Source organism: Thalassospira sp. GO-4 (assembly GCF_023588965.1).
In the GTDB taxonomy this organism is placed as follows: Bacteria; Pseudomonadota; Alphaproteobacteria; order Rhodospirillales; family Thalassospiraceae; genus Thalassospira; species Thalassospira povalilytica.
In genome coordinates, this window is sequence record NZ_CP097807.1 from 2,863,261 (window position 1) to 2,876,185 (window position 12,925).

The following is a 12,925-nucleotide window of genomic DNA, read 5'->3' on the forward strand; positions in this document are numbered from 1 at the left end:
ATTTTATGAGTCAATTCACACTTCCGCCGCACTTATACGTCGAGGTTTGCGACCTTAAGTGCGTTGGACTGGATAAAGTCGCGGCGCGGTTCGACCACGTCGCCCATCAGGGTCGAGAAGACTTCTTCGGCCTCGTCGGCGTGCGCGACCTTGACCTGCAGGAGCGAGCGGACATTCGGGTCGAGCGTGGTTTCCCACAGCTGATCGGGGTTCATTTCACCCAGACCCTTATAGCGCTGGACCGAGATGCCGCGACGGCCGAATTCCATCACCGCATTGACCAGATCGACCGGGCCGTTGATTTTCCAGGTCTTGTCCTTGGCGACGAATTCCGCGCCCTTTTCAAACAGTTCGCGCAATTCGCCCAGAATGCCGGCAATGGCGCGGGCTTCGGCCGAACGCAGGATATTGCCGTCAATCACGTGGCGCTGTTCGACACCGCGCAACATACGCCAGATGACAATTTCATCGAGCGGTGCTTCACCCTGCCAGCCACGATCGAAATCTTCTTCGAGGCTGTCGAGATGTTTGGCGAGAATCTGGGCGGCTTCGAGACGTTTGTTGTCGTCATCAAGCAGGGCCGGGTTCAGCGCACCGGCAAGGGTTGCCTGTTCGAGAACCGAGATCGGCAGTTTGATCGACAGCGGCGCCAGGAGGCTTTTGGCCTTGCGCGAGAGTTCAACCACCCGAACCAGATCCGGCCCGGCAAGTTGCTGACCACCGTCAAGGGTCAGAACCGCTTCTTCGGTGCCCTGTGCGGTCAGGTATTGTTCCATCTCGCGGTCGTCCTTGAGATACTGGACCGAGTTACCGCGCTTGGCGCGATAGAGCGGCGGCTGTGCGATATAGAGATAGCCGCGTTCGATCAGTTCGGGCATCTGACGATAGAAGAAGGTCAGAAGCAGGGTCCGGATATGCGCGCCATCGACGTCAGCATCGGTCATGATGATGATTTTGTGATAGCGGGCCTTTTCGATGTTGAAGTCATCGCGGCCAATCCCGGTGCCCATGGCGGTAATCAGGGTGCCGATTTCCTGACTTGAAAGCATTTTGTCGAAACGTGCGCGTTCAACGTTCAGGATCTTACCACGCAGCGGCAGGATCGCCTGGAAACCACGTTCACGGCCCTGTTTGGCCGATCCGCCTGCGGAATCACCCTCCACGATGAACAGTTCGGCTTTGGACGCATCGCGTTCCTGACAGTCGGCAAGCTTGCCCGGAAGCGACGAGATATCAAGCGCACCTTTGCGTCGCGTCAGTTCGCGGGCCTTGCGCGCGGCTTCGCGGGCAGAAGCAGCTTCGACGACCTTGGTCACGATCTTGCGGGCATCCGCCGGGTGTTCTTCCAGCCATTGCTGGAGCTTGTCATTGACGATGTTTTCAACAACCGGACGGACTTCGGATGAAACCAGCTTGTCCTTGGTCTGGGAGGAGAATTTCGGATCGGGAACCTTGACCGAAATCACGCAAGACAGACCTTCGCGGGCATCATCACCGGACAGGGCAACCTTTTCCTTTTTGGCGATGCCGCTTTCCTGGGCGTAATTGTTGATCTGACGGGTCAGGGCCGCACGGAAACCGGCCATGTGCGTTCCACCATCACGCTGGGGAATGTTGTTGGTAAAGCACAGCGTCTGTTCGTGATAACTGTCATTCCATTGCAGGGCGACTTCAACGGTGATGCCGTCTTTTTCGCCTTCGATGCTGATGGCTTCTTCGATCTGACGGGCCTTGTTCCGGTCGAGATATTCGACAAAGGCACGAATGCCGCCTTCGTAATGCAGTTTGGTTTCGACCGGATCGCCATGGCGTTCATCACGCAGAGTCAGGATCACGCCCGAGTTCAGGAAGGCCAGTTCGCGCAGGCGGTGTTCCAGGGTTCCGAAATCGAATTCGAGCTGGGTGAAGATTTCACCATCCGGATAGAAGGTGACTTCGGTACCGGAAAGCGGCGTTCCGTCTTCGGTCAGCGGGGCATCACCGACAACTTCCAGCGGCTTGATCGCATCGCCACCGGAAAATTCCATGTAATGTTCTTTGCCGTTACGCCAGATGCGCAGTTTCAGAAGCGTCGACAGCGCGTTCACAACCGACACACCCACGCCGTGCAGACCACCGGAAACCTTATACGAGTTCTGGTCGAACTTACCGCCGGCATGGAGCTGGGTCATGATGACCTCGGCGGCGGATACGCCTTCTTCCTTGTGCATGTCGGTCGGAATGCCGCGCCCGTTATCGCGGATGGTCGCGGAACCATCGCCATTGAGCTGCACCCAGACGGTATCGCAATGCCCGGCAAGGGCTTCGTCAATCGCGTTATCGACGACTTCGTAGATCATATGGTGCAAACCGGTTCCGTCATCGGTGTCACCGATATACATGCCCGGGCGTTTGCGCACCGCTTCAAGGCCCTTGAGAACCTTGATCGATTCTGCACCGTACTCCTGCTGTGCCGGTTCGGCAGTGTTCGGAGTTTCTGTTTCGTTGGTCATAGCGTCACAACCTCGGCATTCACGGAGTGGTTTCCAGGGACAGGGTGGCATCCTCCACGCGGAAGAATTGCGCACGACCGTCCAAACCTTCAAACAGCGCCCGGTCCGTGCCTGTCATCCAGGCCTGGACGCCGAGCGCCACGATTTCATCAAACAGGTGCTTGCGCCGTTCTGCATCCAGATGCGCAACCACCTCGTCAAGCAACAGCAGCGGGCCAGCCCCGCGTGCCTTGGTTTGCAGGCGGGTATTGGCCATGATAATCGACAGCAACAACGCCTTTTGTTCCCCGGTGGAACATTGATCCGCCGACTGGCCCTTGGCATCGTGCCAGACCAGCAGATCACTGCGTTGCGGGCCGACAACTGCCCCGCCATAGGTCGCATCACGCGCACGTCCGTCGCGCAATGCAGCCCGCATTCTGTCTTCGACCTCGATCGCCGGATATTTTTCCAGCCAGTCTTCGAGATCCCCCGCCAGCGCCAGACGTGCGGCGGGAAATGGCCCGATGGCCATGGTGCCAGCCCGGCTTAACCGGGCCAGAAGATCGGCCCGGGCCACGGCAACGGCAATGCCGTGACGGACCATCGAATCTTCGATCGAGGCCAGCCATTTGTCATCGCCCTTGCCTTCCTTGAGCAATTTGGCGCGTGAGCGCAGGGAATGCTCATAGGCGGCAACGCGGCTGCTGTGATCGGGATCAAGGCCATAGACCAGCCGATCCAGAAAGCGCCGACGCGCCGATGGCCCATCCAGAAACAGACGATCCATCTGTGGCGTCAGCCAGACCGCGGCACAGACCCGCCCCAGGGCGGCCTGCCCACGCTGGGACTGACCATCAATACGAACAGCCCGGCGTTCGCGCCCCTGTTCAAGGGCAGCGGGATCAAGACCCGATCCGACCTGAAATACCCCGTCAGGGGTCTCGATTTCCGCAGCAACCGCCCAGGCCCGGGTTGCCCCGTTCGGCGCCGGCGGGACGCTGCGTGCGATATCGCCCAGTTTGGCCCGGCGCAATCCGCCGCCCGGGGCCAGCAAGGATACCGCTTCGAGCAGGTTGGTCTTGCCCGCCCCGTTTGGTCCCGTCAGCACAACCGGCGCGCCACTAAGGGCCAGACGCAGGCTTTCGTAACAGCGAAAATCGCTGAGCTGGATGCGGGAAACGGCAAGACGGTTTGTCATGGACGCACCGTCTTTTGGCATGAGGTTATTGGCAAGAGCAGCCACAGCTTAATCGTGCTTACCGTCACACACGCATCGGCATCAGAACATACAATGCCGAAAGGTCGTCGGTATCACGCAGGATCGTCGGGCTTGAACCATCCGACATCAGAAGGTTGAGGGTATCGCCCTTGACCTGTTTGGCGATGTCGAGCAGATAGCGCGAGTTAAAGCCGATTTCGATGTCCTCGGCATCGTAGTTGATTTCAAGTTCCTCGGACGCGGTGCCGTGTTCGGGGCTTGAAGCCGAAAGTGTGAGGGTCGTCCCCGATAGCACGACCTTGACCGCACGCGATTTTTCAATCGAGATCGCCGAAACACGGTCAACCGCATCGGCAAACGCCTTGCATTCGATATCAAGGGTCTTGTCATTGCCCGATGGAATGACGCGTTCGTAATCGGGGAAGGTGCCATCAATCAGCTTGGAGGTCAGGATCGCATTGCCGAATCCGAACCGGATTTTGGTATCCGACAGGGCGATATCGACCGCTTCGCCGGTTTCTTCGATCAGTTTGCGCAATTCACCAACGGTTTTGCGCGGCACGATGACGCCCGGCATGTTTTCCGCACCATCAGGCAGCGGTGCCTCGACCCGGGCCAGACGGTGACCGTCGGTGGCAACAGCACGCAGGATCTTGGTGCCTTCGGCGTCGGTGGCATGGAAATAGATGCCGTTGAGATAGTAACGGGTTTCTTCGGTCGAGATCGCGAACTCGGCGCGATCAATCAGGCCGCGCAGTTCCGCAGCAGCAAGACCGAAGCTGACCGGAAGATCGCCACCGGACATGACCGGGAAATCATCGACCGGCAGAACCGCCAGATTGAATTTCGAACGGCCCGCAGCCAGGGTCAGACGACCGGCACCCGGTTCAAGGGCGATCTGCACCTGGGAACCTTCGGGCAGTTTGCGGACGATTTCATAAAGGGTATGTGCAGGCGTCGTGGTCGCGCCCGGTTCGGAGACCTCGGCCGTGGTGGTTTCAACCACTTCAAGGTCCATGTCCGTTGCCGTCAGCGAAAGACGATCATTCTCTGCCCGCAGCAAAATATTGGACAGAATCGGGATGGTGTTGCGTCGTTCAACAACACTTTGAACATGGGTCAGCGATTTCAACAGAGCCGCGCGTTCGATGGTCAGCTTCATGCCCGTCCTATCCGTCTGTCAGTATTAGTTTAACAAATTGATTTTTAATCAGTTTTCTCACCTGACCCCCACCCTTTCGGGCAAGGAAGGCGCATTATAACATGCATGACACGAAATCGAAGGATTTTTACGGCTTAAACCCAAGCAAATAAAAGGAGTCGGCACGCCAATTTACGCCTGAAACGCGCAAAGCGGCGCATACTGCGCGACTCGCAGTTTTGTTCATGTATTTCAGGGGAATTTTACCCGCCATTCCGGCCCGGAATCCGACGACCGAACCATGCGGAGTCCGGCCCCGTCAGCACCAAAATCCGATGGCACAGGCATCGAGAAAATCCACGATGCCAGATTGTCAGGCACCGAAACAATCAGCCTTCGAGCATCCGGCGCAGCAGATCGATATCTTCGGAAAGTGACGGATCGGAACTGTGCAGTTCTTCGATCTTGCGCACTGCATGCATGACCGTGGTGTGGTCACGCCCGCCGAATTTCCGACCGATTTCCGGCAGGGAATGGGTGGTCAGTTGCTTGGACAGATACATTGCCACCTGACGCGGGCGGGCAACCGCACGAGCACGGCGGGCAGAATGCATGTCCGACACCTTGATGTTGAAATGTTCAGCCACGCGTTTCTGGATTTCCTCGATGGAGACCCGGCGTTCAGATGCGCGCAGAACGTCATGCAGGACATCCTGAACCATTTCCAGGCTGATTTCACGACCGACCAGCTGGGAATGGGCAATCACGCGGTTAAGCGCACCTTCGAGCTCACGCACATTGGCCGTGATCTTGTGGGCGAGGAATTCCATGACACGCTGGGGCAGTTCGACACCCTGACGTTCGGCCTTGGATTCGAGAATGCCCAGACGCAGCTCGTAAGTGGTTGCGTGAATATCTGCAACAAGGCCGGAGCCCAGACGCGACCGCAGGCGTTCTTCGATATCTTCGAGATCGGAGGGCGACTTGTCAGCCGAGACAATGATCTGACGGCCCTGATCGACCAGCGCGTTAAAGGTGTGGAAGAATTCTTCCTGGGTCGAGTCCTTGCCCGAGATGAACTGGACATCATCGACCATCAGAACGTCCACCGAACGGAACTGGTCCTTGAAATCGACCGTGTTTTTGTCACGCAGCGCCCGGATGAAGCGATACATGAATTTTTCCGCCGACAGGTAGATCACCGTGCGGTGCGGCTGCGTGCGGCGGATATGCCAGGCAATCGCATGCATCAGGTGGGTTTTACCAAGACCAACCCCGCCATACAGGAACAGCGGGTTGAACGGCACCGATTCGGCTTCGGCCAGACGGCGCGCCGCGGCATAGGCAAATTCGTTCGGCTTGCCGATCACGAAATTGTCGAAGGTGTAACGCGGATCAAGGGCAGCAGAAATGCCGTCATCTGACATGCTGGCAATCGCCGTGCGGCCGGCAGCCTGCGGCTGACAGGGGGCCTCGGCGACGGAGATTTTTCCAGCGCCCGGCTTGGCCTTGGCGGCCGGTTTGGTCGCGGAAACATCGCCCGCAGCAGAACCCGATGCCGGGGAAGCGGCAGGTTCAGCCTGATTGGCGGGCGCATTGCCATTGGAAACGGAGATGATGTTGATTTCGACGAAATGCACGTTGGCATCTTCGGCATGCCAGAAGGCCTGGATCCGGTCGAGATAGTGCTGGGTTACCCAGTCACGCATGGCACGGGTCGGCGCACCAAGACGCGCCACACCTGCCTCGACACCAATCAGGACAACCGGCTCAAGCCAGTAGCGATAGGCTGTGGCACCGAATTCGGCGCGCAGCTTTTCACGAACGACCTGCCAGATTGCGACTGTATGATCATCAAGTGCTGCCTGCTGGTCACCCTGCATCCCCCCGCTGGTCTGCCCGAGTGCCGATTGCGTTCCCCTCACGGCGTGCTGCACTGTTTGAACCTTCCCCGATATCCCAATTTCAACACATTCAAGACTGCAAAAGACAAAATAGTACTGTGCCGCGTTCATCACAGTAGTGATCAACACGCTGGTCTTCCGCAAAATCCTGGAAGCGTACTCGCGCCTTTTGTTTTTGGTTCTTCGTCACGGGCCACTTTGCGCGGCCTGCGAAGTCCAAACACTGTACTGATGCGACCCACATCAGGCAAGGCGATCTTTAACAGAACGTTAAAAGGATTTCGGCACCAAAACGTTCCTTATTTTCTGCGGTTTCTTGCACCCGCGGAATCAAGGAACAAAAGGTGATTCTCCGAAATCAGGGCAGCGAAAAGGCCGCACCAGAGGTGCGGCCTTCGACTCGCCATCCCGTAAGGGATAAATTAAAGCGCCTTGATACGAGCGGTCAGACGCGAAACCTTGCGAGCAACGGTGTTCTTGTGCAGAACGCCGAGCTGCGCGCCGCGCGCCATTTCCGGCTCGGCGATTTTCATCGCAGCCTGAGCAGCATCTTTGTCGCCAACGTTCAGCGCAGCTTCGACCTTCTTAACGAAGGTACGAATGCGACCGATACGTGCGCCGTTAACTTCTGCACGGGCGGCGTTGCGGCGAATGCGCTTCTTGGCCGATTTATGGTGAGCCATTGCGAACCTGTCTCTTCAAACAAATGTTACGTAATTCGGAGCGCGGCTTATAGCTCTGTCCGAAACCCTCGTCAACCCCCGATGCCGCGTCGATGCCCTAATTTCTGCGGTTTAGGACTCTGTTGGCCTGCAACACAGATATGCAGCGACGGAATCAGGGGTCAACTTACCCCGGGCACCGTGCAATCAACGGTGCTTGAAATCGGCTTTTCTCTTTTCTGTGAAGGCCTTCATGCCTTCGGCACGGTCTTCGAGCGCGAAGGTCGAATGGAATTCGCGACGTTCAAACATCAGGCCTTCTGTCAGGGTCATTTCATAGGCCTTGTTGACCGATTCCTTGACCTTCATCGAAACCGGCCCCGAGAAGGAGGCGATCTTTTCCGCCGTTTTAAGGGCTTCTTCCAGCAGCGAGTCGGCCGGGACGATTCGCGCCACCAGACCGGAACGTTCGGCTTCCTCGGCATCCATCATGCGCCCGGTCAGGCACATTTCCATTGCCTTGGCCTTGCCAATCGCACGGGTCAGGCGCTGCGTCCCGCCAGCACCGGGGATGGTGCCGATGGTGATTTCGGGCTGACCGAACTTGGCGGTATCGGCGGCAATCATGATGTCGCACATCATGGCAAGTTCACAGCCACCACCCAGCGCGAATCCGGCAACGGCAGCAATGGTCGGCTTGCGGCAGCTGGCAACACGGGTCCAGCCTTTGGTGATGAAGTCGTTCTTATAGACATCCATATAATCGTAATCGGCCATTTCCTTGATGTCGGCACCAGCCGCAAAGGCGCGTTCCGACCCGGTAATGACGATGGCACGAATGTTTTCATCGGATTCGAAATCATCCAGTGCCGCACCGATATCCGTGATCAGGGCAGCGCACAGCGCATTGAGTGCTTGGGGACGGTTAAGGGTGATCAGTCCGACATTGCCTTTTTTCTCGGCGATGATGTTTTCATATGACATGCCTGTAATCCTTATATCCGCGATCTGCCCGGTTTGTGTGGGACCGATTCGTCTGAAACCATATTTTGATACTGTTTTACCGATTTTGATCCCGCCCCGCAACCGGCACCACGTGAAAGCATCATGAAAGACGGCAGGGATCAGACCGTCCGGCTCGCGATTTATGGCTTATTGTTTAAGACTTGTCGCTTATGGCCCGGATATGGGCGGCCAATAGCCGATGCGGCGATCAGGCAGCGGAGTCGAAGGACGGAATATGCCTGTTCCGTCCTCTGCCGCGCATTGCCATGCCTGCGTATGGAGCGCGCTTATTTCTGACAGGTCGGGCAGAAGAAAGTTGATCGTCCGGCCTGAACGATTCGTCCGATCGTGCTGTCGCATCCGTCCGCCACACAGGTTTCGCCTTCGCGACCATAGACGCGGAAATTATGCTGGAAATAACCAAGTTCGCCATTGGTCTGGCGATGATCCTTCAGGCTTGAACCGCCCGCGGCAATGGCGTCTTCCAGCACCAAACGGATTTCGCGATACAGACGGTCAATTTCACCGGGCTTGAGATCCCTTGCCAGACGGTCCGGTGCAATGCCCGACCGGAACAAGGCTTCGCAGACATATATATTGCCAAGACCGGCCACGAGTTTCTGGTCAAGCAAGGCGGTCTTGATCGGACTGCCGCGACGCGCAAGCCCGTCGGCCAGCACTGCGGCATTGAACGCATTGCCCAGCGGTTCGGGACCGATACCGGCCAGCATCTTGTGGCTGGCGACTTCGTCTGCGGCAATCAGGGTGATCACCCCGAAGCGGCGCGGATCGTTAAAGCGCACAACAGCGCCATCCTGCATGACGAAATCGACGTGATCATGCTTGCCCGGTTCGGGAACGGCGACCGCCGGATCATTATGAATGGTCATGCGACCCGACATGCCAAGATGGATCAGCAATACCTGACCATCATCAAGATATCCCAGAATGTATTTCGCCCGCCGGGTCAGCTGATTGATTTTGCGACCGGCCATGCGATCGACAAAGCCGTCAGGAAAGGCAAAACGCAGATTGGCGCGACGTTGCACCACGTGATCGACAATGCGGCCTTCCATGACCGGTGTCAGACCACGGGTAACTGTTTCGACCTCTGGCAATTCAGGCATATCTGGAACTCGTGCAAGTTAGGGCGACCCACTTTCTAGACCAGAATCGACCGTAAAATAAGGATCAATTTCGATGCTGTGTGCGGGCGATGGCCGGCCATGCGATCTTCGATCTGGACGCAGGCCGCCAAAACCATATGATTGCGGCGCCCGTCGGCATCCCGATGACCCATTCCACCGGATGCACCGGGATTTCCGGTTCCGCGTTGCCCCACCCTTTGCGGACATTTCTGTTTTACGAAAGCCACCCGATGGAATTTGGTTTTGATCTTTTAGCGATCCTGTTTGGCGTTGCCGCGCTTGCGGCTTGTGTTGATGCGATTGCCGGCGGCGGCGGCCTGATTACCATTCCGGCCCTGCTTTGGGCGGGCGTGACACCGGCACAAGCACTTGCCACCAACAAGTTGCAGGGCAGTTTTGGCAGCTTTACCGCGTCGCTCAACTTCATCCGCAAGGGGCATGTCAATCCGCGCGATATGGTTTTGGCGATTGTTCTGACCTTTGCCGGATCAGCACTTGGCACCGTATTGGTGCAGATGCTTGATCCCGGCATATTGATGACGATCCTGCCCGGTCTTTTGATCCTGATTGCGCTTTATTTCCTGTTTTCGCCGCGCGTGGGCGATATCGATGCGCATCAGTTGATCAGCAAGGCGACCTTTGCCTTTACCGCCGGGTTTGGCATCGGATTTTATGACGGGTTCTTTGGCCCGGGTACGGGGTCCTTTTTCTCGATCGCCTTTGTCGCGCTGCTTGGTTTCAACATGACCAAGGCAACCGCGCATACCAAGGTTTTGAACTTCACATCGAATTTTGCATCCCTTGTGATGTTCATTGCCGGGGGCGAGGTTGTCTGGGTTGTTGGCGGCGTGATGGCGGTTGGTGCACTGCTTGGTGCGCAGATCGGATCGCATCTGGTGATGAAGGTCGGCGCGCGGCTTGTACGGCCGCTTCTGGTGGTTACGTCGATCGCGATTTCGATCAAGCTGATCATTGATCAATATGGCCCCGTGATCAGCCAGACCTATGATCAGATCCGCCACTGGATCGGCTAGGTCCGCTCAAAAGACCGCACACAGATATCAAAAACCCGTCAACCGCAAGGCTGACGGGTTTTGTTTTGCAAGGACGATCTGCCCGGATGATCAGGCGTTCGCACCACTTTGGGCAAAGACTTCATCGCCGCGATCAAGCAGGTGGCTCCAGACCGTAAACAGCAGCGCCAGCACCGCAATCCCGGCCCCAAGCCATGGAATATGCTGATAGGAAACACCGTGCGTGATGGCAAGACCACCAAACCAGGCCCCACCGGCATTGCCAAGATTGAACGCCCCCTGATTAAGGGTCGATGCCAGATTGGGGGCCTCGGACGCCTCGTTGACGACACGCATCTGAAGCGGGGACACCAGGGCAAAGGCCACAACTCCCCACAGCATCACCGTGATCACCGCCGGGATGACTTCGGTCAGGGTTTCGGTGAACATGGCCAGAATGACAATCAACAGGACAAAGGCGATAATGATGGCCGGCATCAATCGCCAGTCCCCCAGTCGGCCACCGATATAGTTGCCCACAGTCAGACCAACCCCGAACAGCAGCAGCACATAGGTCACCTGACGCGGGGAGATGCCGGTAATTTCCTGAAGCATCGGGGTGATATAGGTAAAGACGCTGAACATGCTGGCCGAAGCCAGAACCGAAATCAGCATGGCAAACATGACCTGGACCTTGCCCAGGGACTTGGCTTCTGCCCACAGGCTTCCGGTTGATGCGGCGATCTTGCGCGGCAAGGCAACATAAAGTGCAAGGGCGGCAACAATGCCAATGGCAACAACTGCCCAGAAGGTCGATCGCCACCCCAGTTCCTGACCAAGGGCAGTACCAAACGGCACACCAAGAACATTGGCCAGTGTCAGCCCCGAAAACATCAGCGCAATGGCCTGTACCCGTTTATGCGGCGCCACCAGGTTTGACGCAACCACGGCCCCCAGACCAAAGAAGGCCCCATGGCAGAAGGCCGTCACAACGCGGGCCGCCATCAGAAGCCAGTAATCCGGGGCCACAGCACACAGGAAATTGCCGATGATGAAGATCGAAATCAGGAGCAAAAGTGCGCGCCTGCGATCCATGCGCGCCGTTGCAATCGCAAGGAACGGCGCCCCGAAGGTCACACCCAGCGCATAACCGGTGACAAGCAACCCGGCATCGGGAATGGTGACACCAAGATCAAGCGCCACATCGGGCAGCAATCCCATAATGACAAATTCGGTGGTCCCGATGCCAAAAGACGCAAGGGCCAGGGCAAGAATCGGTAAGTTCCCGAGAAATCCCGGGCGGGTGGCGGTATCAGTCATGTCAGAAATATCCAGATAAACCCGGGCCGGTTCGACAGATCCGGATTTTGTGCAACTGCGAGATGGCCATATTGCACCAATTTTTGAAACGATTCAATTCTGAGATAAAGCGCGCGATAAAACCATCGCGAAATCCGCATGGCAGCATGCACGACATTCACAGCTGATCTTTATGGCCTGTCCCCCAAAAACAAAGGCCCGGACAATGCCGGGCCTTGATCGCGGGAGTCGGTCCTGTGATCAGGAAAGCTCGGCCACGATGCGCTTGGCGGCTTCGATCGGGTCTTCGGCCTTGGTGATCGGACGACCGATAACCAGAACGTCACTGCCCATGGCAACGGCATCGGCCGGGGTAACGATGCGTTTCTGATCGTCACTTGATGCCCAGGCCGGACGAATACCCGGTGTGATCAGTTTGAAATCATCGCCAAGGGCACGGCGGACCGGGGTAATTTCCTGTGCCGAGCAGACGACACCGTCCAGACCGGCCTTTTTGGTCAATTCGGACAGTTTGACGACGCGATCCTCGATCGGGCCTTTGAGCCCGACATCATCAAGGTCAGCCTGGTCCATGCTGGTCAGGATGGTTACGGCGATCACCCAGGGCACTTCGACACCGGCCTTGTCGGCCGCTTCGCGTGCGGCATCCCCGGCACGCTTCATCATTTCGATGCCGCCAGCGGCATGAACATTGACGATTTTAAGCCCCATCGGAGTGACAGCACGAATGGCACCGGCAACCGTGTTGGGGATATCGTGATATTTGACATCGAGGAAGATCGGCATGCCGGTCTTGGCAACCGCGCGGACACCCTGCGGACCGTGGGCAGCAAAGAATTCCTTGCCCAGCTTTGCCCCGCCAATCACGCCCGACAACCGCGATGCCAGATCAATTGCATGATCAAGGTCCGTGGTATCGATGGCACAGAAAATGCGGTCTTTTGGGGAAAGGGTCCGGGTCATGATGTCCTCCGCTGCTGGCAATTGGGTCATGGCCCACAATCAGCTGCGCGGACCGGACATGGCTTAGCCGATTTAT

10 protein-coding genes are annotated in these 12,925 nt (G+C 57.3%); 1 reads left to right on the forward strand and 9 read right to left on the reverse strand.

All coding sequences use genetic code 11. From position 1 onward, the window contains the following. Window positions 1-32: 32 nt before the first annotated feature. From gyrB to mutM, 7 genes are all read right to left on the reverse strand, one after another. A complete protein-coding gene (gyrB, locus tag M9H61_RS13210; RefSeq protein WP_101246852.1) occupies window positions 33-2,492 on the reverse strand; it encodes a DNA topoisomerase (ATP-hydrolyzing) subunit B in 2,460 nt (819 codons plus the stop codon). A gap of 19 nt (window positions 2,493-2,511) precedes the next feature. Beyond that, window positions 2,512-3,672 (reverse strand): DNA replication/repair protein RecF, encoded by a 1,161-nt coding sequence (recF, locus tag M9H61_RS13215; RefSeq protein WP_101247044.1) that lies wholly within the window; start codon window positions 3,670-3,672, stop codon window positions 2,512-2,514. Between the two features lie 64 nt (window positions 3,673-3,736). Further along, window positions 3,737-4,855, reverse strand: a complete 1,119-nt coding sequence (gene dnaN / locus M9H61_RS13220) for a DNA polymerase III subunit beta (RefSeq protein WP_101246851.1) — start codon at window positions 4,853-4,855, stop codon at window positions 3,737-3,739. A 368-nt stretch (window positions 4,856-5,223) separates the two neighbouring features. After that, window positions 5,224-6,717 (reverse strand): chromosomal replication initiator protein DnaA, encoded by a 1,494-nt coding sequence (dnaA, locus tag M9H61_RS13225; protein WP_250285055.1) that lies wholly within the window; start codon window positions 6,715-6,717, stop codon window positions 5,224-5,226. 443 nt (window positions 6,718-7,160) lie between these two features. Further along, the gene (rpsT, locus tag M9H61_RS13230; RefSeq protein ID WP_101246850.1) at window positions 7,161-7,421 is read right to left on the reverse strand and encodes a 30S ribosomal protein S20; all 261 of its coding nucleotides are present in this window, start codon (window positions 7,419-7,421) and stop codon (window positions 7,161-7,163) included. A gap of 186 nt (window positions 7,422-7,607) precedes the next feature. Then, window positions 7,608-8,384, reverse strand: a complete 777-nt coding sequence (locus tag M9H61_RS13235) for an enoyl-CoA hydratase (protein ID WP_101246849.1) — start codon at window positions 8,382-8,384, stop codon at window positions 7,608-7,610. 308 nt (window positions 8,385-8,692) lie between these two features. Then, entirely contained in the window at window positions 8,693-9,532 is an 840-nt protein-coding gene (gene mutM, locus M9H61_RS13240; protein ID WP_250280931.1) for a bifunctional DNA-formamidopyrimidine glycosylase/DNA-(apurinic or apyrimidinic site) lyase, read from the reverse strand. A 164-nt stretch (window positions 9,533-9,696) separates the two neighbouring features. Between mutM and M9H61_RS13245 the strand changes: the two genes are divergently transcribed. Continuing rightward, a complete protein-coding gene (locus M9H61_RS13245; protein ID WP_250280934.1) occupies window positions 9,697-10,587 on the forward strand; it encodes a TSUP family transporter in 891 nt (296 codons plus the stop codon). 90 nt (window positions 10,588-10,677) lie between these two features. On the opposite strand, the gene M9H61_RS13250 is transcribed toward M9H61_RS13245, so the two are convergent. Beyond that, window positions 10,678-11,886, reverse strand: a complete 1,209-nt coding sequence (locus M9H61_RS13250; RefSeq protein WP_250280936.1) for an MFS transporter — start codon at window positions 11,884-11,886, stop codon at window positions 10,678-10,680. A gap of 240 nt (window positions 11,887-12,126) precedes the next feature. Then, the gene (gene pyrF, locus M9H61_RS13255) at window positions 12,127-12,849 is read right to left on the reverse strand and encodes an orotidine-5'-phosphate decarboxylase (RefSeq protein WP_250280941.1); all 723 of its coding nucleotides are present in this window, start codon (window positions 12,847-12,849) and stop codon (window positions 12,127-12,129) included. Between the last annotated feature and the right edge of the window lie 76 nt (window positions 12,850-12,925).